The following is a 24,948-nucleotide window of genomic DNA, read 5'->3' on the forward strand; positions in this document are numbered from 1 at the left end:
CAGCAATCGCTGCCAATAACGTTCATGCGAGTTTGCGCCGATGCCTTAAGGTAGCGACGCATCAGACAGGCAAGGAGGCCAGCATGAACATCCAAGGACGATTCTCGTTGACGCTGCTATGGTTATTGGCGTTGAGCCAGCTGTGGTTGATTTACCGGGTCGAGTTTTCCGGCAACAACGATGGCGCCGGCCTGACTGTTGATGCCGTGACAGCAGCGTATCCGCCGAGCAGCGCTTACACTGACAATGCGCAAATGCTGAGTTTGTTGCAGAAAATCGAGCAACGTCTTTCGGCCCAGAGTGCTTCCTCAAAAGACGAAATCCAGCACGAGAAAGAGCAAGTCAGCAGTCCGAGTTCCTCGGCGCCAATAGCGCGCTACGATCAGGTATCAATCGCCAAAGCCGATCAACAGTTGACTACGATGCTGCCATATGGACGTATCAGTCAGCAGCGAATAATGGACTTTCACGCCGAACTGCAACGCTTGCCGGCCGCGCAGCGCGTTGAGCTGGCGACCGCGCTTTCCCGCGCCATCAATGAGGGCCGCATAGAGCCGGTTCCCGGCATGCCTTGATCATCCACCCCATTTCGATTGTGCTGCCGGTTTCGGCCTGCGGCAGCATGAGCTTCGGTTGCTGTCTTTAACCGCTACACGTTCAGGCCTTACATGGAGGTTGTTGCAATGAAATACACCGCTTTGGCCGCCAGCGCGATGCTGGCAATGAGCTCGGCCAGCTTCGCCGGATTTACCAATCACTATCAGGTCAATATCGTTGGCAATACTGCGTACGGCTCATTTATTGGTGCTCGCCAATCCGCCGATGCAACGCAATACATTTACTGTGCCAGCGTTAACTTCACGACCAGTTCACCGTACGTTGTTTGTGGTGCACGCACGGCCGCTGGTGCCGTCAAGTCATGTACTTCAACCGACCCGGGTCATATGGAGGCCGTTCGCGGACTGAGTAACGAGTCTTACGTCTACATGCGCTGGGATGACTCCGGCCGTTGTGATTACATCTACACCTCAACCGGTTCGATGTACCACCAGTAATAGCATTAATGAAAACGCCGGCAACTGCCGGCGTTTTTGTGCAGATGTGCCAGCTGTTATGCAAATAACGGGAAAGCATTGGGCTGGTTATCGCGTAACGATGCAAAGCAGACCAATAGCGCGCGATAGAATGAAAACATGGATGAATGTGCAGGAGCACGCCGATGCCGATCATTCTGATTGCTGTCGCGCTGATGATGTGGTCGTTGCCCGCCGCTGCCAGTGATAATCGCGTAAGACCTTCCGACTGTGTCGTTGACGGTGCCAACGTCGTCGCCAATACCCCGTGCCAACGCGCCAAACCTTCCATCACTGCCGGTGCAACCGTCAGCTACCAGTGCAACACCAAAAACGGTTTGGTGTTTCAGCAAACACCTTGCAATGTCGGTGAAGAAATCATTCATGTCTACCGCGACAATCGCAACGCCGCATCTGGGCTCGCCGCCCAGCAATCGATTGTCGATGCCTTGAACCAATTGACCAAACACAATCCGACCGCCAGTGGTTCACGCCATATCACCATCATCGGTCGTCCGCCACCGGCAGAGGATGGCAAGGCTGATGGCTATCGCAAAGTTGACCGCAGCCCGAAAGCATCTTCGTTCTGACGTTTATTTGACGTAGCGTTTTAGCACCGCGCGAATGCTGGACAGGTAGGAACCACCGAACAAGTTCAGATGGTTCAACAGATGATAGAGGTTGTACAGCGTCGCTCGTGAGCGCCAGTCTGAAACCATGCCGCTAATTTCTTGATACTCCCGATAGAACGCCTCAGGCAACTCACCAAATAGTGTCGTCATCGCCAGCTCGGCTTCCGCCCAGCCGTAATAACAAGCCGGATCAATCAGTGCAGGTTTGCTACTCCCGGTGCAGTGAATATTTCCTCGCCATAAATCGCCATGCAGTAATACCGGCGGTTGTTCCGGAATCCAATCAGCAAGACGTTCTGCAATCAGATTCAACTTCCGACAATCATCAGCAGTCAGCAGCCCGGCATCGTATGCGCGGCTCGTCTGAAATAGCAGTCGGCGTTCAGCAAAAAATCGTATGCCACTTTCCATCCACCGGTTGTCTTGCGGTGTCAGTCCAATGAAGTTGTTGTCCGTAAAGCCAAAACGAGTGGAGGTCGTTTGATGCAGCGTGGCCAGCAGCTGCGCGAGAGAAGGCCAAAATGCGGATGAGGCTGTAGATTCGCCCAAGTCTTCCAATAGTAGCATGTGCTCCGAAACGGCCACGACAGCGGGCACCTTGATGCCCGCCGCCGCGAGTGCGGATAAGCCACGCTGCTCGGCCAGGAAAAAACCTTTCGTCGCGTTTGGGTTGAGTTTCAGGATCAGGCGTTCGCCACTTTTCGTTGTTATCCTGAACACCTCATTGATGCTGCCGCCACTCAGCGGCTGGGCGCTGTGAAGGCTAACTTGGCACTCCCGCCACAACCACGGCGCCAACCGATCATCCATCACGCCATCTCACCCGGTTTCCTCCGTTAACACGAACTATCAGCATCACGCGTGACTGTATAAGCCGTTGTTGTGCGTCGCTCACCGTGGTGCATAGCTATCCGCTTCCAAAACCTGAAAGTCGAGTCGTCCATTCGTGTTAACGCCAAGGCCGATCAATTGCTCGTAACTGAATTTTTCCGACACCGAAATGATGGTATCAACATACTCGTCGCCATTCAGATCGCCCAGAAACGCTAATTGCGCAAACGCCATACGATTTCGGTTCGTCTCCAAAAACCGTTCACAACCAATGTATTCCTGGGTTTCGGTATCCAATGTGGGGTTGATGTCATCATGGTAGCCGATGCGCTCAATGACTGTGCTGTCATTAACTTTTATCGTCAATGTGGCTTGCACAGGGTAGGGAATGGTTTCATCGTTGCAGTTGGACTGAAGTTGATAGATCACACTGATCAGTTGCTTGTTGAACAGATAGTTTCTTGTCACTGCCTTTGGGCTTGATACTTCTTCAACCAGTTGTGCTTGCTGTACTTCACCGGGAGAAATACCGGCCGTTTCAGTGGGAACCGCAAAGACAGCAGATGAAATTGTCGACACATTGGTAAAATACCAATCGTCATTGTGCGCTTCTTGCTGTTGAAAGATCGGACCCTCCACCCAAGCGGGGGTTGGCGTGGTCGTGAAGATCAGCGCTTTTTCCACCACCGGTTTGATGCCAAGTGCCAGCAGTGCTTCGGTGTCTAGCCTGGTCACGCTTTGCGGAGAAGTATCACTTCTCAAACCATAAATCGAGTCAAACGCAAATGCCGTTGAGCTGCTCAGCGAAAAAGTAAGTGACAAACCAATCAGTATATTGCGCATCAAGGTCATTTTTCTTGCTCTGGTGATTGTTCTACACGTGGCTTTACATGGCTTTTCTCGACAGCTTCGGATGCATGTCGTTGATCGTCATCAACGCCGCCGAACCATAGTATTTATGGTATTCCGCAACCATTTCGCCTTTGATGATGACGGGATCGGTGGCGACGTGCTTTTTTGCTTCGTCGATATCGGCGACGGCCAAGACGAACAGACCACGCCAGCCATCGACGCCATCCAGTGGTCCGGCTAATGCCAGTACCCCTTCTTCTGCCAGGCGTTTCATGTTGGAGAAATGGCCTTTGAACATTTCATCGCGCTCGGGTCCAGCCGCGATTTTATTTGGGCCGGTTTTCAGGATAACCAGCACGTACTGGCGCATGCCGTAGTCGTCGGCACCGAGTTTTTCCGCCAGGGCTTTGTCGTACTTGGGCGATGGCGCCGAGGTATCGGCCAGCGCGGAATGACCGCTGAAAACAATCAGAGAGCCGAGCAACAAGCAGAACAGTTTTTTCATGATTTTATCCTCTGGGTTAGCGGGCACAGTTTATTGCTGGCCGCCAGATTAGGTTGCGATGCTTCCGGGCACAATCGCGGCTCATTTATCGGTGATCGAAGGCGTCATTAGCCGCTTGCCTGACGCAGTCGCTTTTGCCGTTCTTTCAGTTTGGCCCCAACGCTGACGATGGCTTCGATAGCCGGCTTTAATTCCGCGCCCAACGCGCTGAGCGAATATTCAACGGTGGGCGGTGAACTCGGCACCACGGTGCGGATAACCACGCCGTTTGCTTCCAATTGCTTCAAACGCGTCGTCAGCATTTTTGCCGAGACACCATTTAAGTCGTCTTTCAGTTCGCTGAAACGTCGCGGCGCTTTGCTCAAATACCAAATGATATTCGGTGTCCAGGCGCCGCCGATGATGTTCATGCAGGTCTTCAGCGGGCAGGGCTCCGGTGGTGGCTCAACACGGTTTTTGCGGCGTGGGATCATCGTACGGTCCAAAGCGGGGTTACCAAGTGGTAACCACAGATTTTAGTTTATAAAGCTTAGCAAGTATACAAAGGTAACCATGCTGCCCTAGACTGCGCGGCATCATTAACGCGGACAGGGGCAACTATGGGCTGGCAACAAACGGCTTTGAGCAAAAAGCTTGGGCTGCGCTATCCCATCATTCAGGGTCCATTTGGTGGCGGCCTGTCGTCCACTGCATTAGCGGCCAGTGTCGCCAACGCCGGCGGGCTGGGTTCCTTCGGTGCGCACCATCTGGCACCGGCAGCCATTGTTGAGCTGGTTTCGACGTTGCGCCAACACACCGACAAGCCTTTCAATATCAATCTCTGGGTGTCCGACCATGACCCCGGCGCGTTGTCGATGACCGTTGAAGCCTATCAGCAGCATTTGCGGCAAATGATGCCGTTGTATCAGCGGCTCGATATCGAACCGCCATCACAACCGGATTCATTTTCCCATCGCTTTGAGGAGCAAGTGCAGGCGGTGCTTGACGCTCGCCCGCCGGTATTCAGTTTTGTTTACGGTATTCCGTCAGCTGACATCATTGAGCAGTGCAAGCGGCGCGACATTTTTCTGCTTGGCACGGCAACCACGGTCAAGGAAGCGCTGGCGCTACAAGATGCTGGTGTAGATGCCGTCGTCGCGACCGGGTTTGAGGCGGGCGGTCATCGGGTCAGCTTTATCGATGAAGCGGAAACGGTGTTGACCGGAACCATCTCGTTGATCCCGCAAGTCGTTGATGCGTTGCATATTCCCGTCATTGCGGCCGGCGGAATTGCCGATGCCCGAGGCATCGCGGCAGCGCTGGTGCTGGGCGCGCAAGGCGTGCAAATCGGTACCGCATTTCTGGCTTGCAACGAATCCGCCACCATCGCTGCGCATAAGGCGCTACTACGTAGTGGTAAGGTGCATAACACCGTGTTGTCCCGGCGCATGACGGGGCGTCTGGCGCGCTTCATTCCGAACCATGCGTTGCGCGAACTGGAAGCGCTGCCGCAATTACCCTTTCCGCTACAAAGCTGGTTTTATTCGCCCATCAAACGCGCCTCGGCAGCGCGCGATGATGCGGAATATTTTTCGTTGTACGCCAGCCAATCGGTTTCGTTGATCAAGCATCATCAGGCCGCAGCGCTGCTACGCGATCTGGTAGCCGGCGTCGATCGTATCTATTCATCTATGTAACCCCCTCAACCACAGGAGATTAACCATGTACAAACTCTATGTTCGTCCGGGCGCCTGCTCGAAAGCCATCAACGTCTTGCTGCGAGATCTCGACCAGAAAGTCGAAGTCATTGATGCCCGCAATCTGGAAGGATTCAAATCAATCAGCCCGACCGGCGCGGTACCGGCAATGATTGACGAGCAGGGCAACGTGTTTGTCGAAGGCGTCGCCATCATCCTGCATTTGCTGGAAAAACATAACAGCGCGATGTTGCCGAAAGAACTGCTGAAGAAAACCGACTTCATTCGTTGGTTGACGTTTGCCAACGCAACGATGCACCCGGCTTACAGTCGCTTGTTTTTCCTTAACTCGGTCGTCAAGGATGAAGCTGAAAAAGCCAACACAATGAAAGCGGCTGCAGCCAAAGTCAGTGAGTATTGGCAGATTGTCGAAGACAAGCTCAACAAGCAGCGTTACATGGGCGGCGACCAGATCAATATCGTCGATGTCTGGTTGGCCGTTTACGCTGGTTGGAATGCTTACTTCCCGGTCGAGGTAACCATTGGACCAAAAGCCAAAGCGATGATCGCCGACGTGCAGGCGATGCCGTCGTTCAAAGCGGCGACTGAATCCGAAAAATTCTAAGGTATTGGAAACGGCAGGCTGCAAGCCTGCCGTTTTTTCTGGTTGCCGAGCACCACCTTATATGTGCAGCATTCAGGGCCAAACGGGAGCCGATTGTGGGAGTGAGTCTGCACTATTCAGTGCACGCCCTGGCCTTCGTCAAGACTGATCCCTAGCGCACGCAATTGGTTAGCCGCGTACCGGTTGCCGGAGCTTCGCCATTGTTGATAAAGGCGCATGATGTCGTCCGCATTCTGATGGATCTGGCGTGAGCAGACTTCGGCTATGAGGTGCAGGAATACGGCAAAGTGTTCGGCCAGTTCAGCGAATATTGAGCGATGTGTGTCGGCGTGGTCGGCAAGGTAATCGTAGGCGCCACCACCCATGCCAATAAAATAATCTTGTTTTAATCCTTTGCGCTGATATCGCTCCGGAAAGAGCGCGCCAACGAATAGCGCTTGATCGCCGAGTTGCCGCAAGATCAGGCAGCGTTCCTGGCCAGTAGGCGCGTCATGGGCATCTTTGTACAGCACGGCCAGTGGCCTCAAGGACAGGCGCCCATCCTCGTAGCAAAACAGTTGCTGACTGTCACCAAGCCGGGCGAGCAAAGCCCCCATGTACCACAGCGTTTCCTGTTGCGGTTTTGGCCGCAGGGATTGCGTGCAACTTGCCAGCCGCTCACGAAAATATTCGGCCAAATTGCCCTCGAATGTCTGCAGTGTGTGCTGTGCCACGTCCGACCTCCTGACCATGGATGCTCACCTTTTTAAAGATAACGCAGTCGCCCAGAGTTTCAAGGCGATAAGCGCTGCCGCTGGTCGGATATTTTTGTTCTGTGTGCAGTGTCATTTCCCCCTTGAAAGCAATAAATCTGCTCCTATTTTGCCGAACGAGGGACGTCGGCATGGTGCCGACGGCCCGATTCGTAACAAGGTTTCATGTGTAATTGATTACATTTGGGAGGAATGCTCAATGCATATCAAACCGCTCCATGATCGTGTGGTTCTCCGTCGTTTGGCGGCAGAAACCACCAGCAAAGGTGGCATCGTGATTCCTGATCAGGCCGCCGAGAAATCGAGCCAGGGTGAAGTGGTCGCCGTCGGTGATGGGTTCCGGCTGGACAATGGTCAGCGGCAGGCGCTGTCGGTGAAAACCGGTGATCGGGTGCTGTTCACCCAGTACGCCGGCACCGAAGTAAAGCTGGATGGCACTACGTACCTGGTCGTCAAGGAATCGGACATTCTCGCAATCGTTGAAACCACAGCTGTACAGGAGAAAGCGGCATGAGCGCAAAAGTCATTTCGTTTTCACAGGAAGCACGCGAGCGCATGTTGAAAGGCGTCAATATTCTCGCTGATGCAGTCAAGGTCACCATGGGACCAAAAGGCCGTAATGTCATTCTCGACAAGAGTTTTGGTGCTCCGCGTGTGACCAAGGATGGCGTCTCCGTCGCCAAGGAAATCGAGCTGAAAGACAAGTTCGAAAACATGGGAGCGCAGATGGTCAAGGAAGTGGCCTCGAAAACCGCCGATATTGCCGGTGACGGCACCACCACGGCAACCGTGTTGGCGCGCGCCATTGTCCAGGAAGGACACAAAGCGGTGGCCTCGGGCATGAACCCGATGGATTTGAAACGGGGCATTGATTTGGCTGTCAGCGCTGCGGTCGAAGAACTGCAGAAGCTATCGAAACCCTGCAATGACAACAAGGCGATTGGCCAGGTGGCGACGGTCTCGGCCAACTGGAATACCGATATTGGTGACATGTTGGCAAAAGCCATGGATAAAGTGGGTCGTGATGGCGTGATCACGGTCGAAGAAGGCAAGTCGCTCGACAACGAACTGGAGGTTGTCGAGGGCATGCAATTCGACCGCGGTTACTTGTCACCGTACTTCATCACCAACCGCGAGAAAATGCAGGTTGAACTCGATAACCCCTATGTGCTGCTCTGTGACAAGAAAATCAGCAACATTCGCGAACTGTTGCCGGTGCTGGAGGCAACGGCCAAGGCCGGACGTCCGCTGCTGTTGATTGCCGAGGATATTGAAGGTGAAGCGCTGGCGACATTGGTGGTCAACAATCTGCGTGGCATTCTGAAAGCGGCGGCCGTCAAAGCGCCAGGCTTTGGCGACCGGCGCAAAGCGATGTTGCAGGACATTGCGATTCTGACCGGCGGTCAGGTCATCGCCGAAGAAGTCGGTCTGTCGCTGGAAAAAGCCGAATTGTCGCAGCTGGGTAGCGCCAAGCGTGTCGTTATCGGCAAGGACAACACCACCATTGTCGACGGCGCTGGCAAGAAGGCTGACATCGATGCCCGCGTCAACCTGATCCGTAAGGAAATCGAGGAAACCAGCTCCGACTATGACCGGGAGAAATTGCAGGAGCGGGTTGCGAAACTTTCCGGCGGTGTCGCGGTGATCAAAGTGGGTGCCGCCACTGAAGTGGAAATGAAGGAGAAAAAAGATCTGGTTGACGATGCGCTGCATGCAACGCGCGCTGCAGTGGAAGAGGGTATCGTTCCCGGCGGCGGTATCGCGTTGGTGCGTGCAGCCGATGCGGTACGCAAAGCCACGCTCAAGACCGGTAACGACGACCAGCGTGCGGGCATCCAGATCGCGCTGCGCGCCATGGAAGAACCATTCCGTCAAATCGTCGCCAACGCCGGTGCCGAGCCGAGCGTCGTGCTCGACAAGGTGCGGCAACACAGCAGCGTCAATCATGGTTACAACGCGCAGACCGAAGAGTACGGTGACATGTTGAACATGGGCATCATCGACCCAACCAAGGTGGCTCGTACGGCACTGCAAAATGCCGCGTCGGTGGCTGGCTTGATGCTGACCACTGAAGCGATGATCTCGGATGTACCCGAAGACAAAAAGGCAGCTGCGCAAACACCGGACTACAGCCTGGATTGAGGTAAACTCCTCTTGGAGATGGGGCCAATTTGGCCCCATCTTTTTTTGGTACTGCACGATATTGATTTAACGGCAGGATCTTGGCTGCAAGAACCGAATTCAGTGACTAATGCGAGGAGACAAGCCTGAGCATTTGGTGCTTGATGAGAACGCGGATGACCATGAACAGATTCGTTCGATGGCGATGTGAGCTAGCGGTTGTCATCGCAGTTTTTTTGTAACAACGATCAACATCATCGAAATCTGGTTGGCCGTTTATGCCGGCTGGAACGTCTATTTTCCAGTCGAAGCAATCATTGGGCCAAAGGCCAAATCACTGATCACCAATGTACAGTTGATGTCACCGTCTATCGCCGCGACCGAATCGGAAAAATCCTGATTGGCGCGTGTAAAGGCAGTGAGCTCCCGGTGGCGTTTCGGCCTTCGGGAGCTGCCTACTACCTTTGCTCGGGTTTCGTTAATTGAGCTGCCAGAAGCGCGCTTTTTATTCTTGCTAAATCAACATGGTCCGTGCGCCAATTGCTGAATGCAGCCCTCAGTACCGGCGTACCTCGAAAGGATGAGGGCGTAACGAATAGTTCCCCTTGTTGATACAGGCGCTGTTGCAGTGCTTTCAGTGCATTCATTTCAGCGCTTTCACGCAGGGAAAAACAGGCGATGTTCAGCTTTGGACGAACCACCATCCGGTAAGGCTCCAATTCGTCGATCATCGCGGCGAATTGCTGGGCCATTTCAATATCGTTCTCGATGATGTGCTGCAGGCCTTGCTTGCCATAAGCCATTAAGCTGAACCACAGTGGCAGCGCACGCCAACGGCGGGAATTTTCCGGGCCAAGATGCAGCGTGTTCAGGGGATTGGCGACGGGCGCACCCAAATAAGGCGAAACGTTCTGGAACACTTTCAGCTGACTTGCGAGATGACGCGTGTACAGGTAGCCGGCATCGTAGGGAACGTTCAGCCACTTGTGGCCATCAACGGTAATCGAATCGGCAGCTTCGGTGCCTGCAATCAAATGCTGATATCGAGGTGATAACCCGGCCAGCAAGCCAAATGCACCATCGATATGAAGCCAGAACGGCCATTGGTTTTTCAGCGAGGCGATGGCCTTCAGATCATCAAAATCACCGTTATTGACGACGCCAGCATTGCCGACAACCATGACTGGTTCGCCATCAAGCTGCTGCAATCGTTCGCGCAACGCGCTGATATCCACGGATTCGCTGTCACCAACGCAGGGCAGTTTCTCAAGTTGCTGATGACCAATGCCGAGCATGGCAAGCGCTTTCAATATGCTGGAATGCGCCGAACCAGACAGTACGCGTATCGGCCTCATTGCCTGCAAACCCTGCTCGGCGATATCAATGCCATGTTGCTCGCCCAACCACTGACGACCAATCGCCAGTCCGGTGAAATTCGCCATGGTGGCACCGGTAACGCAAATTCCGGTAAAGGTGTCAGGTAGCCCAAGCATGTCGCGCAACCAGTTGAGTGCTTGTTGCTCCAAAAACGGGGCAATGGTTTCACCGCTCCATTGGGCATTCTGATCAAAGGTGCTGACCAGCCAATCTGCCATCAATGCCGCAGGCGTCGTGCCACCGGTGACAAAGCCAAGATAGCGAGGACCGGCACTGGCCGAGAGCAGCGCATCGTAATGTGCTTTGAACCATTGCATCGTCGCCATGCCACCAATGCCCCGCAGCGGAAAATCGGGTTGATGAATTGGCTCACGAATCTGAGCGCCAACCGCTCGCTCGTTCAGTGTCGAAAGAAATTGCTCGGCGTAGCGTTTTGTTGCCTCCAGCAAATCCGCAAGTTGTTCTTGATCGGTGTGTAGCGGTGTTGTCGCGGTCATGGTTCCCTCCGCCCGTGTCATCTACGGCGGTAGCATTCAAAATAACAGCAGCTATCACAGCACAGAGTGTTGCTGCCTACCCAGGAATTTCAAGAAACAAAGCGTTTCTGTAATCGTACCGCTCGCATTGAGCAAAACGCTTTCTCTTTGATCAAAGCCGTTTGACTTCATGGAAAAACCTTAGATTAGCTATGGAAATCTGAATGGGCGCCTGTAGCCATCCTAACGAGGCTGAATTTTCTGCACACTTTCCGATTAGCGTCTAAAGTGACACCCTGAGAACAAAACGCTGATGTTGCGCCGCGAAATGGCGCTCTGATGAATAAAGAGGACGACAATGAAGATAAAACCTTGGTGGCGACAAGCCTGCCTCGCTGTGATGGCGGTGGTATTAACCGGTATCAGCAACGCGGAGGAAGCGATGACTTATCAGACGCCGCCGAAAGCGATGGCCGATTTGGTCGATGCGCCGCGACAGCCGGCTGCGATTGTCGCGCATGACAGCCGTCATATCGCGTTCGCGCGTTTTCCCGGCATCTTGAGTCTTGCTGATGTCGCCAAACTGGAATTGAAATTGGCCGGTATTCGCATCAATCCGGCCAAGTTTGCGCCGAGTCGCGACTGGCCCATCGAGCAACTGGAAATCAAGGCGCTCGACAGTGATAAACAATTTGTGGTCAGCCTGCCGTCGACGCGCTTGTTTTCACCAAGCTGGTCGCCGGACTCCCGTCATCTGGCGGTGATTGTCGAAGAATCAGATGGTTTGTATCCATGGGTTGTCGATGTCGAATCGCAAAAGGCGCGTCGCTTGAGTAAAACGCGTATGAACGCCTCGCTCGGTATTCGCTATCAGTGGAGTCACGACGGCAAGGGTTTGCTGTTGCCACAAGTGGTGCTCAGCGAAAAAGAGCGGCCGAAGGAGGGAGGGTTGCCGGCCGGTCCAGTGGTGCAGGAAAGCACGGGTGAAAAAGCGCCGGTGCGCACTTATCAAGACTTGTTGAAAAACCCACAGGACGAAGCGCTGTTCAGTTACTACGCGACTTCGCAACTGGTGTTTGTGCCGCTGAAAGGAAAAGAGCGCAAACTCGGCGCACCTGGCATCCAGGAGCAATTCGCGCAATCGCCGGATGGTGAATACGTTTTGGTCGAACGCATACAGCGTCCGTTTTCCTATCTGGTGCCGTACGACGATTTTCCGACTTCAGTCGAAGTCTGGGACAAGCACGGCAAGCTGCTGAAGCAATTGGCGTTGATCCCAGCGAAAGAAAATCTGCCGCAAGGTTTCGATTCGGTGGTCACCGGTCCGCGCGCTTATAGCTGGCGCGCCGATGAGCCGGCAATGCTGGTTTATGCCGTCGCTCAGGATGGCGGTGATATGAAAAAAGAGGTCGAGGTACATGATCGACTGTTTACGCTGAGCGCTCCGTTTACGACCGAACCGCAAACCTTGATGGATCTCGGGATGCGCTATGCCGGCATTACCTGGGGCAACGATAAGTTGGCGTTGGTGACTGAGTGGCGTTTCAGTGATCGCAAACTGCGCACCTCGAAATTTGCACCGACTGCGCCAAGCGAAGCTCGCGTGGTGTTCGACGAGCGTTCCTACAACGACGCCTATCGCGATCCGGGCAACCCGGTGATGACGCTGAGTTCATTCAACACTCGCATCATCAAAGTTGGCGATAACCAAAGCATTTTATTGACCGGCCTCGGTGCTTCGCCACAAGGCAATATTCCGTTTCTCGATCGCCACTCGTTTGCCAGCGGCGAGAAAGTGCGTCTGTGGCATTCAGAAGCGCCGTTTTATGAGCGCGTCGCGGCGGTGCTCGATGACGAAGGCAAGCGCCTGTTGACGCTGCGTGAATCGCCGCAAATTCAACCGAATTTTTTCCTGCGTGATTTGTCGGCCAACAGCTTGAAGGCAATAAGTGATTTCCCGCATCCGACGCCGGCATTTGCCAACATCGAAAAAGAACTGATCAAATATAAGCGCAAGGACGGTGTCGAGCTCAGCGGCACGCTGTATCTGCCACCCGGCTATAAGCGCGAAGATGGTCCGTTGCCTGTGCTGATGTGGGCTTACCCATTGGAATTCAAAGACGCTGCTGTTGCTGGTCAGGTGAAAGATTCGCCGTACGAATTCAATCGGGTCAGCTACTGGGGACCGCTGGCACATTTGGCTCATGGTTTTGCCGTGTTCGATGATCCGAAGATGCCGATCATCGGTCAGGGTAAAGCGCAACCGAATGACAATTTCCGCGAGCAACTGGTCAATGGCGCGCAAGCCGCCGTCGATGTATTGGTTGAGCGCGGTATTGCCGACCCGAAACGCATTGCCATCGGTGGCCATTCCTACGGTGCGTTCATGACCGCCAACCTGCTCGCGCATTCCGAGTTGTTCGCTGCAGGCATTGCCCGCTCTGGCGCCTACAACCGCACACTGACACCATTCGGCTTTCAAGGTGAGGAGCGCAACTTCTGGGAAGCATCGGATACCTATGGTGCCATGTCGCCGTTTTTCCACGCCGAAAAAATCAACGAACCGATGCTGATGATCCACGGCGAGGAAGACAATAACTCTGGCACTTTCCCGATCCAGTCGCAGCGGATGTTCGCCGCGATTAAAGGATTGGGCGGACGTTCGCGCTTGGTCATGTTGCCGCATGAGCAGCACGGCTACCGCGCCCGCGAATCAATTTTGCACATGCTTTGGGAGCAGTACACCTGGCTGGAAACCTATGTGAAGAAAGCCGAATAGCATGACGCGATGCCTTGAACAAAAAGAGGGGCGATTATCGCTCCTCTTTCTTAATGAATCCTGTTCGCACTGACGCACCGCTACAACACCAAACGAAAGCCAAAAACGGGCAGTTCGCCTTGCAGAAAGTCCAGATCTTTAGAGCGTACAAAACCGAGTTTCTCGTACATCGCCCAGGCAATTTGCATCGCCTGCGTGGTGTGCAACACGACTTCGCGATGCTGCTGCGTGCGGGCGAGCCTGATACAGGTTTGGGTCAGCGCCTTACCGACGCCGCGACCACGCGCTTCCGGACTGACCCCAAGCAGACGAAGGCCGGACGCATTTTTCACGGATGTCGCGCTGCCACCAGAACCATATTGCGCCATATCGGCAAAGTAAACGACACCACCTAGCAACGCCTCTTGTTCATCCAATGCCACCAACACACGCGTCGCCGGGCGCTCGCTGAAGCGGCCGATATGAGTCAGCATCTCGTAGTAGGCCGGCTGTTCTGCTGGACTCGGAAAACCGGGTAGGCTGGCGTAGACATCCACCAGCAATTCGCCCAGTGCGGCGGCTTCGTTCATCCGCAAATCGCGTACCGAAATGGTCATCGACGTTGGCCTCAAATGTCGTGCTGAAACTGACGGTGACTTTACAGCGGCACGCACGCTACCAATACTGGCAGGCAAGACAATTTTGATAGCGTTCTTGCCATGAACATTGTGGTGCTGGCACTCGATAAGGTGTTTGATACGGGCTTGGCGGCGATATTGGATGTGTTCACCACCGCCAATGAACTGAATGCCCTGCATGAATTGCAACTGCCGCCATTGACGGTGGAGCTTGTCGGTGTGAGCCAGCAAGTGCGAACCGCGCAGGGTATGCAACGGGCGGTGAAAACCTTCGATGAAGCTGGCGCGATGGATTGGGTGGTGGTGCCGGCCATCGGTCACAAGCTGCCGGACACTTTGCTGCCGGCGCTGGCGCAATCCGATGTGCAAATGGCGGCAACGCCGTTACAGAACTGGGCTGGGCAGGGCGCAAAGATTGCCGCGGCCTGTATCGGCACTTTTGTGCTGGCCGAAAGTGGTTTACTGGATCATCAACAGGCAACAACGACCTGGTGGCTGGCGCCGCTGTTTCGCCAGCGCTACCCGAACGTGCAGCTGCTTGCTGAGCAAATGGTGGTGGCTAGCGGCAACGTGGTCACGGCTGGCGCAGCGCTGAGCCATGTCGATTTGGCCTTGTGGTTATTGCGTCAGCGTAGCCCGGCGCAGGCGGCGCTCGTTGCCAAGTATTTGATTGTCGATTCCCGGCCCTCGCAAGCGGCTTACATGATTAGCGATCATCTGGCGCGCAGTCATCCTCTGGTTGAGCAATTCGATCGTTGGGCACGTGCCCATCTTGCTGAACCATTCAACCTGGATCTGGCCGCTGCTGCGCTTGCCACCAGCAAGCGCACATTGGCACGCCGGATGGATGAAGTGCTCGGCATTTCACCGGTGAAATATGTTCAGCAATTGCGACTGGAGCGCGCCGTGCATTTACTGAAAACCACAACGCTCGGCATTGAGCCGATCGCGGAGCAGGTGGGTTATCGTGATGGCGTTACGCTGCGCAATCTGCTTCGTCGAAATCTGGGCACCGGCATCCGGCAGTTGCGTTCATCCGAGTTCAGAAAGCGTTGATCATCCTGGATCAATCTTCTTCAAACGCCGCGTACTGCTCGGCAAGAAAATCCACCAACGTCCGCACCGATGGCAGCAAACAGCGCCGCGATGGATAAACCAGATGAATGATTTCCCGGCGCGGTTGCCAATCGCTGAGCAGTGGTCGCAATTCGCCACGCTCAATCTGTTCGCTGACCATCAGTCGCGGTAATTGCACGATACCGACACCGGCGATGGCGGCATTGCGCAACGCGACCATGTCGGTGGTGACCAAGCGTGGCTGATGGTGCAGCTGAACGCTGGCGCCATTCGGACCAAAAAGCTGCCAGCTGTATTGTTGCTGCGGCTGACCGAGCGCGAGGCTCGGCCAGTCATGTAAATCAGCTGGCGATTGGGCTTGGCCACGCTCGCCGATCAGGCGCGGACTGGCGACCAGGCACTGGCCGCGTTCCGATAACACTTTCAACACCAGATCACTGTCTTCGAGCGGCGGCGGCCGCACCCGTATTGCAAAATCAAAACCTTCGGCGATGACATCGACGCGCCGGTTGGTCGCCTCCAGTTGCAGATTGACGCGTGGATAGCGCTGCAGAAATTCAGCGAGCATGCGACCGACATGGGCATGCAGTAGCGCAATCGGGCAACTGAGTTTGACCGTACCGCGCGGCTCGGCCTGAATCGATTGCACCGCCTCTTCAGCCGCTTCGGCTTCGACCAGCATCGCCTTGCAGTGTTGGTAGAACGTCTGGCCGACCTCGGTGACGGTGAAGCGTCGGGTCGAGCGTTGCAGCAGGCGAGTGCCCAGCCGCTCTTCCAGCAGCGCAATGCGCCGGCTCAGGCGCGATTTGGGGAGGCCAAGAGCCCGTCCGGCCGGCGCAAAGCCGCCGTGTTCGACCACCTGGGCGAAGAAAAACAAGTCGTTCAAGTCCTGCATTGCACTGCCCATCGTTCTATCAATGGAACTATGCGTTGCAATTTAGCAGTCTACCGGCCTATTGGCATCAGCAGTAAGCTGCTTTTCATGATGAACTGCCCTAGATGGAGCCAATCATGAAACCCGTTCTCGGTGTTTACAGCGCGCCACGGCCGCATTGGGTCGGCGACGGCTTTCCGGTGCGCTCGTTGTTTTCCTACCAAACTCACGGCAAAGCCTTGAGCCCGTTTTTGCTGCTCGACTATGCCGGCCCAAAACCTTTTGAGCCCGGCAAGACGCCTCGCGGTGTTGGCGAACATCCGCACCGGGGTTTTGAAACGGTGACCATCGTTTACCAGGGCGAAGTCGCGCACCGCGATTCGACCGGGCAGGGTGGCGTTATCGGCCCTGGCGATGTCCAGTGGATGACTGCCGGCGCCGGCATCCTGCATGAGGAATTCCATTCGCCAGCGTTTACTGAACGTGGCGGCATGCTCGAGATGGTGCAGCTCTGGGTCAACCTGCCTGCTCGACACAAGCTGACCAAACCCGGTTATCAGGGCATCGAGGCCAAGCAGATACCGGTGGTGAAGCTGCCCGATGAGGCCGGTCAGTTGCGCGTGATCGCCGGGGAGTTTGCTGAGCATAAAGGCGCAGCACGTACCTTCAGTCCGATGCAGGTTTGGGACCTCTCACTGCAAGGCGGCAAAGCGACCGAGCTGTCGCTGCCAGCCGGTTGGTCGGTGGCGCTGGTGGTGCTCAGTGGCACCGTGCAAGTCAACGGTGAGGCGATTGCCCGCGATGCGCAGATGGTGCTGCTTGGCGCCGAGCAAGAACAGCTGCATATCGAAGCCAACCAGGACAGCCGACTGTTGCTGCTCAGTGGTGAGCCGATTGACGAACCGATTGTTGGTTACGGTCCTTTCGTCATGAACAGCGAGCAGGAAATCCGTCAGGCCATCGCCGATTTTCAAAGCGGCCGATTTGGCCAAATCGAGTAAACCGATTTTGCCCGGTTGAAGCGCGCCAATCGGGCAAATGCCCACGGGAACGCCAATGTTCCCTGTCAAACGATGTTCCTTTCATCAAAGGAGAAATACCATGAGCAAAAGCTATCGTCGTCTCGACAAAAATCAGGCAGCCGTTTTGCTGGTTGATCACCAGGCCGGTTTGCTGTCACTGGTGCGCGATATCGAACCGGATAAATTCAAAAACAATGTGCTGGCACTGGCCGACATGGCCAAGTATTTCCAACTGCCAACGATATTGACCACCAGTTTCGAAAACGGTCCGAACGGTCCAATTGTGCCGGAATTGAAACAGGCGTTTCCCGATGCGCCGTTCATCGCCCGTCCAGGTCAAATCAATGCTTGGGACAATGAAGACTTTGTCAAAGCGGTGAAAGCCACCGGTAAAAAGCAATTGATCGTTGCCGGTGTCGTGACCGAAGTGTGCGTCGCCTTTCCGGTGTTGTCTGCGATTGAAGAAGGCTTCGAGGTATTCGTCATCACCGATGCTTCCGGCACCTTCAATGCAATGACCCGCGATGCCGCCTGGCAGCGCATGCAAGCAGCAGGTGCGCAACTGATGACCTGGTTCGGCGCTGCTTGTGAATTGCACCGCGACTGGCGCAATGATGTCGAAGGACTGGGTGCGCTGTTCTCCAATCACATTCCGGATTACCGGAATTTGATCACCAGCTACACGACGCGGCAGAACAATAAGTGATGAAGCGAGATAGCCGGCGAGTGCCGGCTATCGTTCTATTGGTCGTGCCTTGGTTGTTCTGTTGAGCTTGGAAAGCCGGAGTACGTTAGCATCGTGTTTGCGTCGTCAGTATCTTCAGGCTCAACAAGTTCGATAGCGTTTTCGCCATCAAAGGCGTTGGTATCCATCACAGCGCTCGACGCTATTGATATTTTTTCCAGATGGCCTGAAATGTGCCGTCGGTATAAAGCGACCGCATATGCTGATCAAACTCAGCCATTCGCGAGCGAAAGGCAGAGTGCTGGCCGAGCATCAGGTGGTAGTCCACTTTGCCGAGAGAAGTCTTCCCCACCCGAATGACTCGTTCCTGCAAATTCAGTCTTCTGATCTGAAACTCGGTGATCTCGACGCCGTGGACAAACAAGTCGCCTCGTTTCTCGGCAAGTTTTTGCAGCACTTTGGCAATGCTGTCGCCACCAATATCCACTGACATACCATCTAAATTTTCGGCGGCCCAACTGTTGCCGAGATAGGTCAGCAACTGGTAGCCGCGGAGTTGTTCAATGCGTTGGATGTTGCGCATTTGCGCTAACCGCGGATGCTCGATATAGGTGTATAAGCCCACATCGGTTTGCGCGATCGGCACGGTATTGGCAATGGTGTATTGCAATCTTTCCTGAGTGATTACGGTAATAAAGCCATCGGCATCGCCGTTGCGCACATGCAGTTGTGCGCGTCGCCAAGGCATTTCCTGAAACTGTACTTCAACTCCCATGCGCTTCGTGGCAACCTCGTGCAGCACATCGACATACAAGCCACGTGACTTGCCTGACTCGGTCCAAACGAAGGGTTCAAAAAAGGCATGCACCAGCACCAGCGGTCTGGCGTCATGGGCTTGCAGTGAGACCGTCACCAGCAAGAGCAGCGATATCAAAGGCAAGCGTTTCATCCTGAACCTCGGCTACCCATTGGTCCGGTCCTTGGTGTAGTGTCAGTGTAGTTCAACGCCGCCATTCGCCACGTTGTGGATCATGGGATCCATTCTGGTTTACATGCCGTATAGCCTACTGGACAAGTTTGAGAACGTATAGGAAGCACCAATTGCCATCATAGATTCACTCTTCATCAATCGTTCGCGAATGCCGTCCATAATGGCTTATCGATTTGCTGGGGACCGCGACGTTGCGCTGCACAACGAGCCGGTCCGCTGCTTCCACATATTGATCTAATCTTGGTCTGCGAAACGACGAAAGGAGACGGAAATGGGTGCAATTGATATTTCAAAGACCGGCAAATGCCCGGTAATGCATGGTGCCAACACGACGGCCGAAAAAACAGAACATTCCTGGTGGCCGAAAACGCTGAATCTCGACATCCTGCATCAGCACGACCAGAAGACTAACCCGATGGGCAAGGATTTCAATTATCGCGAGGAAGTGAAGAAGCTCGACGTCAAAGCGTTGAAGAAAGATTTGCACGCACTGATGACCGATAGCCAGGAATGGTGGCCGGCCGATTGGGGCCATTACGGTGGCCTGATGATTCGCATGGCCTGGCATGCCGCTGGCTCGTATCGTGTCGCCGATGGTCGTGGTGGCGGTGGTACCGGCAATATTCGTTTTGCACCACTGAACTCGTGGCCAGATAACGCCAATATCGACAAAGCGCGCCGCTTGCTGTGGCCGATCAAGAAAAAATACGGCAACCAGATCAGCTGGGCCGATCTGATCATTCTGGCCGGTAACGTCGCCTATGAATCAATGGGCCTGAAAACCTTTGGTTTCTCGTTTGGTCGCGAGGACATCTGGCATCCGGAGAAAGATGTTTACTGGGGCGCCGAAAAAGAATGGCTCGGTTCCAATCGTTACGACGGCAATGATCGCGATTCGCTGGAAAATCCGCTGGCGGCGGTGCAAATGGGCCTGATTTACGTCAACCCGCAAGGCGTGAACGGCAAACCCGATCCGCTGAAAACGGCGCACGATGTGCGCGTCACGTTTGCTCGCATGGCGATGAACGACGAAGAAACCGTGGCGCTGACGGCTGGCGGCCACACCGTTGGCAAATGTCATGGCAATGGTCAGGAAAGCAATCTTGGTCCGGCACCGGAAGGTGGCGAGCTGGAAGATCAGGGCTTTGGCTGGCTGAACAAGAAAACCCGCGGTGTTGGCAATCAATCGGTAACCAGTGGCCTTGAAGGCGCCTGGACGACGCACCCGACCAAATGGGACAACGGCTATTTCAAGATGCTGCTGAACCACGATTGGGAGCTGAGAAAAAGCCCGGCCGGCGCGTTTCAGTGGGAGCCGGTCAATATCAAGGAAGAAGACAAGCCGGTCGATTCGGAAGATCCCAACGTCCGTCGTAATCCGATCATGACGGATGCCGATATGGCGATGAAAATGGACCCGGAATATCGCAAGATTGCCGAGCGTTTTGCCAAGGATCAGGATTATTTTTCCGAAACCTTTGCCCGCGCCTGGTTCAAGCTGACTCACCGCGACATGGGCCCGAAATCGCGCTACATCGGCCCGGAAGTGCCGGACGAAGATTTGATTTGGCAAGACCCGGTCCCGGCTGGTCGCACTGACTACGATGTCGCCAACGTGAAAGCCAAAATCGAAGCCAGTGGTCTCAGCATCAGCGAGATGGTCACCACCGCCTGGGACAGCGCCCGCACCTTCCGTGGCTCCGACATGCGCGGCGGCGCCAACGGTGCCCGCATCCGTTTGGCTCCGCAAAAAGATTGGGAAGGCAACGAGCCCAAGCGCCTGGCGAAAGTATTGCCGGTGCTGGAAAAAATCGCCGCCGATTCTGGTGCCAGTGTCGCTGATGTCATTGTGCTGGCTGGTAACGTCGGTGTTGAGCTGGCCGCGAAAGCCGCTGGCTTCAAGATCAGCGTACCGTTCTCGCCGGGCCGAGGTGATGCGACGGCAGAGCAAACCGATATCGATTCGTTCGAACCGCTGGAGCCAATCGCCGACGGTTATCGCAATTGGGTCAAGAAGGAATACGCCGTTAGCCCGGAAGAGTTGCTGCTTGATCGTACCCAGTTGATGGGGCTGACCGCTCATGAAATGACGGTGTTGATCGGCGGCCTGCGTGTCATCGGCACCAACCACGATGGCAGCAAACACGGCGTGTTCACCGATCGTGAAGGCGCATTGACCAATGACTTTTTCGCCAACCTGACCAATATGGCTTATCGCTGGAAGCCGGTCGGCAAAAATCTGTATGAAGTACGCGACCGCAAAACGGACAAAGTGAAGTGGACGGCCACCCGTGTTGATCTGGTGTTTGGTTCAAACTCCATTTTGCGCGCCTACGCCGAGGTTTATGCTCAGGACGATAATCAGGAGAAATTCATCCATGATTTCGTTGCCGCCTGGACCAAGGTAATGAACGCCGATCGCTTTGACCTGAAATAAGCCATCCGATACCGGCTTCTGCATTGAACCGGTAATCAACCAAGCGTCGCCTGTTGAGGATGATTCTCAACAGGCGGCATTTTTTTGTCTGTGCTCGGTCAATTCTGCCAACGATATCGCCGTCGTTTCTTGTTCTGGACATCCATGGCAACGCAATTTCCAAATTGGCATTGACAATCTGATGGATCTGTTTTTGAATTCAATGGTCTGTCGTGCACCGATTGCCGTCAGGGAAGAAATAAAACGATTGGTGCGCTGTCTCTTCCCTTCTCGCTAATTCAATTTCAAGGTTCAAGCGTGAGCGCGCTGGATAGCGTTTGTCTCACCGGGCGTCATGCTGTGTCGAAAATCGCTTGGGTAATCAAGCGACTGGGAGCTGTTTTCTCAAGAAAAGCATGAACTGCTGAAACGCATTGTACGACGCATCCTTGGCATTGAATGTTCAACTGAACTGCTGCGCCGCCGGTTTAGAGCAAACCGCGTGGAAAACGGGAAAGGACGCTCAGGATGATCGACGTCGCACTGAAATTTTTGACTGAGGAGCTGAACGCCTATTTGCTGGCGCGCACCGCCTTGTCTTTTGGCAAGGCCAGCCTTTCTCCGGTCGTCGATGAAGCGGGGAAATGGAAAGCGGCAACCGATTCCTTGGGCTGTTTTCTGCTGGGCTTGGAAGAGGAGCGCTACACCAAGGAGCATCTGCCGAGCCATATCTACCGTGCCGGCCAGAAGGTCCAGCTGCAGCCGCCATTAAAACTCAATCTCAATGTGATGTTTTTCGCTCACTTTCAGAATTACGAGCAGGCCCTGAAATATCTTTCCCTGTTGCTGACCTTTTTCCAACGTTATGGCGCGTTCAATCCAGCCCAGTATCCGGGCATGCCTGTCGGTCTGGAAAAACTGATCGTTGAATTACAATCACCCAGTTATGAGCAGCTGAACCAAATTTGGGCATTCATTGGCGGCAAGTATCTGCCGTCGGCGTTGTACAAAATTCGCATGACGGTGCTGCAGGACGATGCCGAATCTGACGTGATGCCGCCGTTGCACGATATCCGTTACACGCTGGTGCGAACATGAATCTGCGTTACGGCACCTTGGCAACGATAGCGGTCGAACACGCGTTTTTCGGTAACGATGATGCGGCGTTTTCCTGGTTGTTGACCGATTCGGTGCAGGCGCAGGCCCGCAAACGCCGCGTGCTGTTGAAAGCAGTCGGTCAGCAGCTGCATATCGCCAATGAACGTGATGAGTCGGATACACCGTTTCTGGCGGTGCAGGATGGTGTGCTGCGTTTCGGTTTGCAATGGACACACCCACATGTCGGCAGTTTGACTGCCAGCGCCATCAATCGGCCGAATTTGCCGCTATTTCACAACACCAACAATCCCAGCCAACTGGCAGCCGCTGAACCGGTGCGCCTGAGTGGGCCAGCGCTGCGCCATGTGCTGCGGCACAGCGACCGGCCGCTGCAAGTCGAGCTGCGCGATATCGCTGATCAAGCCTTGATTCCAGCGTTGGTCGCGGAGACTGTCGATATCGAGGAAATCAGTTTCAGCCATTACGCGTTGCCAGAAGGCCGATATGTTGTTGTCGAGACCGCCAACGATATGAGTGAACAACGGACACAGTATCTGGTCGATAGCAGCTTGCTGCGCGCCGCGCCGGATGTGGTATTCGAACTGCATCTGGCCGAGGATATGGTCGCTAATCCGATCGATTTCGTTGCCTCATTTGCTGCCACGAGCGCTTCGCTGAAGTATTACCTGATTCTGAAAAACTTCAGCAATGCGCAGCAGGCGGAACTCAATATCATCGATCAAGGTGCTGCTGATGACGGCCGGCCATCGCTTAGCTTCAACAAGCTGCAATCGGATGCCTTTGCTCCGGATGATTTGCCACCCGACAGCCTGATCAAAGGCGATGAAAACGTCATTCTGTTCAAGTCTGATACCTCTCCACCCCGTCAAGCCGCGGTACGGCACAAATTACAGCTTCGCCGCAATGCCGAAGTGGTCATTCCGCATTTGCCACATGCGGGCCTCGACCAGCGCAATACGGATGTCATTGTTTATTTGGCTAACCCCTGAGGAGCATCGTTATGCCGGCCTATAAAACACCGGATGTTTATGTTGAAGAAATCAGCATTTTCCCGCCGTCGGTGGCGGAAGTCGGAACGGCGATTCCGGCCTTTATCGGTTACACCGAAAAGGCGCAACGGGTGAAAGCCGATGATCTGCTGTTGGTGCCAACAAAAATCTATTCGTTGAAAGAATACGAAGCGTTATACGGTATGCCACAAGCGGCCGATATTGATGTCGCGCTAACCAGCACGGCGACCGGTTACTCGTTGACCGGTGTGACGCCGCCAACGCCGAAATACCTGCTGTATTACGCGGTGAAAATGTATTTCGATAATGGCGGCAGTCAATGCTACATCTGCTCAGTCGATAAGTATTCCGAGGAAGACATCAGCCTGACCGGTGACGGCGATTCCGCCGGTTTGCAGGATGGCCTGAACGCCATTGCCTTGCAGGATGAACCGACACTGCTGGTGATTCCCGAGGCGATCAAATTATCCGATGTTAATTACGCGACGCTTTCACAAGCGATGCTGACCCAATGCGGAAAGTTGCAGGACCGTTTTGCCGTGATGGATCTGTTCAATGGCGACAAGGGGCACAACACCACACCGGTGCTGGATCTGGCGGCGGAGCGTGGCCGGTACGGCACCAGCAACTTGAAATACGGCGCAGTGTATTACCCATTTCTGAAGACAGCGTTGAATCATTATGTCAATGTTGGTGAAACCAACGTCAAGGTCACGATTGGTGCCGATCCGGAAGTAACGTTGGCTTCACTGAAAGAAAGCAAAACGGCGGCTTACAATCTGGCCAAGTCCGCTATCGCGGATTATTACGTAACGCTGCCGCCGAGCTCCTCGGTGGTTGGTGTTTACGCGGCGACCGACGCCAATCGTGGTGTCTGGAAGGCACCGGCCAATGTTTCGCTGAATCAGGTGATCGAGCCGGTGGTTCGGCTCGACAACCAACTGCAGGAAAATTTCAACGTCGATACCGATGGCGGCAAATCGATCAACGCCATTCGTGCCTTTGCCGGCAAGGGCACGCTGGTTTGGGGCGCACGTACACTAGCCGGTAATGACAACGAATGGCGCTACGTTTCCGTGCGTCGCTTCTTCAATATGGTCGAAGAGTCAATCAAGAAGTCCACGCACTGGGCGGTGTTCGAAAACAACGACGCCAACACCTGGATCAAGGTGCGCGGCATGATTGAAAACTACCTGATCGATAAATGGCGTGAAGGTGCGCTGGCTGGCGCGACGCCGAAAGAAGCATTTTTTGTTCGCTGTGGTCTTGGCACGACGATGAACGCGCAAGACATTCTGGAAGGACGGATGAACGTTGAAATCGGCATGGCCGTGGTGCGGCCGGCTGAGTTCATCATTCTGAAATTCTCGCACATGCTGCAAACATCCTGATGGTGTAGTCAACGAAAGGATTTTTCTTTTATTAATCGGAGGTAATC

General features: G+C 54.5%; 24 protein-coding genes. 15 read left to right on the forward strand and 9 right to left on the reverse strand.

The window, feature by feature from the left end:
* The first annotated feature begins 83 nt into the window (after positions 1-83).
* The 3 genes from E2H98_RS15505 to E2H98_RS15515 all read left to right on the forward strand — a co-directional run bounded on the left by E2H98_RS15505 (position 84) and on the right by E2H98_RS15515 (position 1,663).
* Entirely contained in the window at positions 84-575 is a 492-nt protein-coding gene (locus E2H98_RS15505) for a hypothetical protein (RefSeq protein WP_133590457.1), read from the forward strand.
* Between the two features lie 108 nt (positions 576-683).
* Positions 684-1,055, forward strand: coding sequence for a hypothetical protein (locus tag E2H98_RS15510; protein WP_133590459.1), 372 nt, complete (start codon positions 684-686; stop codon positions 1,053-1,055).
* 164 nt (positions 1,056-1,219) lie between these two features.
* On the forward strand, positions 1,220-1,663 hold the full coding sequence (locus E2H98_RS15515) for a hypothetical protein (protein WP_133590461.1): 444 nt from the start codon (positions 1,220-1,222) through the stop codon (positions 1,661-1,663).
* Positions 1,664-1,666: 3 nt separating this feature from the next.
* On the opposite strand, the gene E2H98_RS15520 is transcribed toward E2H98_RS15515, so the two are convergent.
* The 4 genes from E2H98_RS15520 to E2H98_RS15535 all read right to left on the reverse strand — a co-directional run bounded on the left by E2H98_RS15520 (position 1,667) and on the right by E2H98_RS15535 (position 4,366).
* Positions 1,667-2,515: a fructosamine kinase family protein gene (locus E2H98_RS15520; protein ID WP_133590463.1), complete on the reverse strand. Its 849-nt coding sequence runs from the start codon at positions 2,513-2,515 to the stop codon at positions 1,667-1,669.
* 81 nt (positions 2,516-2,596) lie between these two features.
* Positions 2,597-3,388 carry a hypothetical protein gene (locus tag E2H98_RS15525; protein ID WP_133590465.1) on the reverse strand — a complete coding sequence of 264 codons (792 nt, stop codon included), beginning with the start codon at positions 3,386-3,388 and terminating at the stop codon, positions 2,597-2,599.
* Positions 3,389-3,422: 34 nt separating this feature from the next.
* Positions 3,423-3,893 carry a YciI family protein gene (locus tag E2H98_RS15530; RefSeq protein ID WP_133590467.1) on the reverse strand — a complete coding sequence of 157 codons (471 nt, stop codon included), beginning with the start codon at positions 3,891-3,893 and terminating at the stop codon, positions 3,423-3,425.
* Between the two features lie 107 nt (positions 3,894-4,000).
* Positions 4,001-4,366 carry a winged helix-turn-helix transcriptional regulator gene (locus E2H98_RS15535; protein ID WP_133590469.1) on the reverse strand — a complete coding sequence of 122 codons (366 nt, stop codon included), beginning with the start codon at positions 4,364-4,366 and terminating at the stop codon, positions 4,001-4,003.
* Between the two features lie 126 nt (positions 4,367-4,492).
* On the opposite strand from E2H98_RS15535, the gene E2H98_RS15540 reads away from it, so the two are divergent.
* Positions 4,493-5,569, forward strand: coding sequence for an NAD(P)H-dependent flavin oxidoreductase (locus E2H98_RS15540; protein WP_133590471.1), 1,077 nt, complete (start codon positions 4,493-4,495; stop codon positions 5,567-5,569).
* A gap of 25 nt (positions 5,570-5,594) precedes the next feature.
* Positions 5,595-6,194 (forward strand): glutathione S-transferase family protein, encoded by a 600-nt coding sequence (locus E2H98_RS15545; RefSeq protein WP_133590473.1) that lies wholly within the window; start codon positions 5,595-5,597, stop codon positions 6,192-6,194.
* A gap of 116 nt (positions 6,195-6,310) precedes the next feature.
* Here E2H98_RS15545 and E2H98_RS15550 read toward each other — a convergent pair whose 3' ends face one another.
* Complete coding sequence (locus tag E2H98_RS15550) at positions 6,311-6,907, reverse strand: hypothetical protein (protein ID WP_198325143.1); 597 nt, start codon at positions 6,905-6,907, stop codon at positions 6,311-6,313.
* Between the two features lie 238 nt (positions 6,908-7,145).
* On the opposite strand from E2H98_RS15550, the gene groES reads away from it, so the two are divergent.
* Both groES and groL read left to right on the forward strand, forming a co-directional pair.
* On the forward strand, positions 7,146-7,460 hold the full coding sequence (gene groES / locus E2H98_RS15555; RefSeq protein ID WP_133590477.1) for a co-chaperone GroES: 315 nt from the start codon (positions 7,146-7,148) through the stop codon (positions 7,458-7,460).
* Complete coding sequence (gene groL, locus E2H98_RS15560) at positions 7,457-9,088, forward strand: chaperonin GroEL (RefSeq protein ID WP_133590479.1); 1,632 nt, start codon at positions 7,457-7,459, stop codon at positions 9,086-9,088. Before groES ends, groL begins: the two co-directional genes overlap by 4 nt.
* Positions 9,089-9,525: 437 nt before the next feature.
* On the opposite strand, the gene E2H98_RS15565 is transcribed toward groL, so the two are convergent.
* Positions 9,526-10,941 carry a pyridoxal phosphate-dependent decarboxylase family protein gene (locus E2H98_RS15565; RefSeq protein ID WP_157591414.1) on the reverse strand — a complete coding sequence of 472 codons (1,416 nt, stop codon included), beginning with the start codon at positions 10,939-10,941 and terminating at the stop codon, positions 9,526-9,528.
* Positions 10,942-11,278: 337 nt separating this feature from the next.
* Between E2H98_RS15565 and E2H98_RS15570 the strand changes: the two genes are divergently transcribed.
* Entirely contained in the window at positions 11,279-13,699 is a 2,421-nt protein-coding gene (locus tag E2H98_RS15570) for a S9 family peptidase (RefSeq protein ID WP_198325144.1), read from the forward strand.
* Positions 13,700-13,779: 80 nt separating this feature from the next.
* Here E2H98_RS15570 and E2H98_RS15575 read toward each other — a convergent pair whose 3' ends face one another.
* Positions 13,780-14,295, reverse strand: coding sequence for a GNAT family N-acetyltransferase (locus tag E2H98_RS15575; protein WP_133590483.1), 516 nt, complete (start codon positions 14,293-14,295; stop codon positions 13,780-13,782).
* A gap of 102 nt (positions 14,296-14,397) precedes the next feature.
* Here E2H98_RS15575 and E2H98_RS15580 point away from each other — a divergent pair, with 102 nt between their 5' ends.
* Positions 14,398-15,372: a GlxA family transcriptional regulator gene (locus E2H98_RS15580; protein WP_133590485.1), complete on the forward strand. Its 975-nt coding sequence runs from the start codon at positions 14,398-14,400 to the stop codon at positions 15,370-15,372.
* A gap of 10 nt (positions 15,373-15,382) precedes the next feature.
* On the opposite strand, the gene E2H98_RS15585 is transcribed toward E2H98_RS15580, so the two are convergent.
* Positions 15,383-16,300 carry a LysR family transcriptional regulator gene (locus tag E2H98_RS15585; protein WP_232475424.1) on the reverse strand — a complete coding sequence of 306 codons (918 nt, stop codon included), beginning with the start codon at positions 16,298-16,300 and terminating at the stop codon, positions 15,383-15,385.
* A 104-nt stretch (positions 16,301-16,404) separates the two neighbouring features.
* On the opposite strand from E2H98_RS15585, the gene E2H98_RS15590 reads away from it, so the two are divergent.
* Positions 16,405-17,268: a pirin family protein gene (locus tag E2H98_RS15590; RefSeq protein ID WP_133590487.1), complete on the forward strand. Its 864-nt coding sequence runs from the start codon at positions 16,405-16,407 to the stop codon at positions 17,266-17,268.
* Positions 17,269-17,368: 100 nt separating this feature from the next.
* A complete protein-coding gene (ycaC, locus tag E2H98_RS15595) occupies positions 17,369-17,995 on the forward strand; it encodes an isochorismate family cysteine hydrolase YcaC (RefSeq protein ID WP_133590489.1) in 627 nt (208 codons plus the stop codon).
* 181 nt (positions 17,996-18,176) lie between these two features.
* Here ycaC and E2H98_RS15600 read toward each other — a convergent pair whose 3' ends face one another.
* A complete protein-coding gene (locus E2H98_RS15600; RefSeq protein WP_133590491.1) occupies positions 18,177-18,923 on the reverse strand; it encodes a substrate-binding periplasmic protein in 747 nt (248 codons plus the stop codon).
* A 313-nt stretch (positions 18,924-19,236) separates the two neighbouring features.
* Here E2H98_RS15600 and katG point away from each other — a divergent pair, with 313 nt between their 5' ends.
* The 4 genes from katG (at position 19,237) to E2H98_RS15620 (ending at position 24,901) form a co-directional block, all read left to right on the forward strand.
* Positions 19,237-21,402, forward strand: a complete 2,166-nt coding sequence (katG, locus tag E2H98_RS15605) for a catalase/peroxidase HPI (RefSeq protein WP_133590493.1) — start codon at positions 19,237-19,239, stop codon at positions 21,400-21,402.
* A 507-nt stretch (positions 21,403-21,909) separates the two neighbouring features.
* Positions 21,910-22,479 (forward strand): DUF4255 domain-containing protein, encoded by a 570-nt coding sequence (locus tag E2H98_RS15610; protein WP_133590495.1) that lies wholly within the window; start codon positions 21,910-21,912, stop codon positions 22,477-22,479.
* A complete protein-coding gene (locus tag E2H98_RS15615; protein WP_133590497.1) occupies positions 22,476-23,489 on the forward strand; it encodes a hypothetical protein in 1,014 nt (337 codons plus the stop codon). The genes E2H98_RS15610 and E2H98_RS15615 overlap by 4 nt, the downstream gene beginning before the upstream one ends.
* A gap of 11 nt (positions 23,490-23,500) precedes the next feature.
* Positions 23,501-24,901 (forward strand): phage tail sheath family protein, encoded by a 1,401-nt coding sequence (locus E2H98_RS15620; RefSeq protein ID WP_133590499.1) that lies wholly within the window; start codon positions 23,501-23,503, stop codon positions 24,899-24,901.
* Positions 24,902-24,948: the final 47 nt, after the last annotated feature.

The organism is Permianibacter aggregans (genome assembly GCF_009756665.1).
GTDB classification, from domain to species: Bacteria; Pseudomonadota; Gammaproteobacteria; order Enterobacterales; family Permianibacteraceae; genus Permianibacter; species Permianibacter aggregans.

Excerpts from the sequence above, each read along its gene's own strand:
- E2H98_RS15600 (WP_133590491.1), bottom strand. The coding sequence starts at position 18,923 with ATGAAACGCTTGCCTTTGATATCGCTGCTCTTGCTGGTGACGGTCTCA.
- E2H98_RS15565 (WP_157591414.1), bottom strand. The coding sequence starts at position 10,941 with ATGACCGCGACAACACCGCTACACACCGATCAAGAACAACTTGCGGAT.
- E2H98_RS15505 (WP_133590457.1), top strand. The coding sequence starts at position 84 with ATGAACATCCAAGGACGATTCTCGTTGACGCTGCTATGGTTATTGGCG.
- E2H98_RS15615 (WP_133590497.1), top strand. The coding sequence starts at position 22,476 with ATGAATCTGCGTTACGGCACCTTGGCAACGATAGCGGTCGAACACGCG.
- groL (WP_133590479.1), top strand. The coding sequence starts at position 7,457 with ATGAGCGCAAAAGTCATTTCGTTTTCACAGGAAGCACGCGAGCGCATG.
- E2H98_RS15515 (WP_133590461.1), top strand. The coding sequence starts at position 1,220 with ATGCCGATCATTCTGATTGCTGTCGCGCTGATGATGTGGTCGTTGCCC.
- E2H98_RS15580 (WP_133590485.1), top strand. The coding sequence starts at position 14,398 with ATGAACATTGTGGTGCTGGCACTCGATAAGGTGTTTGATACGGGCTTG.
- E2H98_RS15545 (WP_133590473.1), top strand. The coding sequence starts at position 5,595 with ATGTACAAACTCTATGTTCGTCCGGGCGCCTGCTCGAAAGCCATCAAC.
- E2H98_RS15520 (WP_133590463.1), bottom strand. The coding sequence starts at position 2,515 with ATGGATGATCGGTTGGCGCCGTGGTTGTGGCGGGAGTGCCAAGTTAGC.
- E2H98_RS15585 (WP_232475424.1), bottom strand. The coding sequence starts at position 16,300 with ATGGGCAGTGCAATGCAGGACTTGAACGACTTGTTTTTCTTCGCCCAG.
- ycaC (WP_133590489.1), top strand. The coding sequence starts at position 17,369 with ATGAGCAAAAGCTATCGTCGTCTCGACAAAAATCAGGCAGCCGTTTTG.
- groES (WP_133590477.1), top strand. The coding sequence starts at position 7,146 with ATGCATATCAAACCGCTCCATGATCGTGTGGTTCTCCGTCGTTTGGCG.
- E2H98_RS15610 (WP_133590495.1), top strand. The coding sequence starts at position 21,910 with ATGATCGACGTCGCACTGAAATTTTTGACTGAGGAGCTGAACGCCTAT.
- E2H98_RS15530 (WP_133590467.1), bottom strand. The coding sequence starts at position 3,893 with ATGAAAAAACTGTTCTGCTTGTTGCTCGGCTCTCTGATTGTTTTCAGC.
- E2H98_RS15510 (WP_133590459.1), top strand. The coding sequence starts at position 684 with ATGAAATACACCGCTTTGGCCGCCAGCGCGATGCTGGCAATGAGCTCG.
- katG (WP_133590493.1), top strand. The coding sequence starts at position 19,237 with ATGGGTGCAATTGATATTTCAAAGACCGGCAAATGCCCGGTAATGCAT.
- E2H98_RS15540 (WP_133590471.1), top strand. The coding sequence starts at position 4,493 with ATGGGCTGGCAACAAACGGCTTTGAGCAAAAAGCTTGGGCTGCGCTAT.
- E2H98_RS15535 (WP_133590469.1), bottom strand. The coding sequence starts at position 4,366 with ATGATCCCACGCCGCAAAAACCGTGTTGAGCCACCACCGGAGCCCTGC.
- E2H98_RS15620 (WP_133590499.1), top strand. The coding sequence starts at position 23,501 with ATGCCGGCCTATAAAACACCGGATGTTTATGTTGAAGAAATCAGCATT.
- E2H98_RS15590 (WP_133590487.1), top strand. The coding sequence starts at position 16,405 with ATGAAACCCGTTCTCGGTGTTTACAGCGCGCCACGGCCGCATTGGGTC.
- E2H98_RS15570 (WP_198325144.1), top strand. The coding sequence starts at position 11,279 with ATGAAGATAAAACCTTGGTGGCGACAAGCCTGCCTCGCTGTGATGGCG.
- E2H98_RS15525 (WP_133590465.1), bottom strand. The coding sequence starts at position 3,388 with ATGACCTTGATGCGCAATATACTGATTGGTTTGTCACTTACTTTTTCG.
- E2H98_RS15575 (WP_133590483.1), bottom strand. The coding sequence starts at position 14,295 with ATGACCATTTCGGTACGCGATTTGCGGATGAACGAAGCCGCCGCACTG.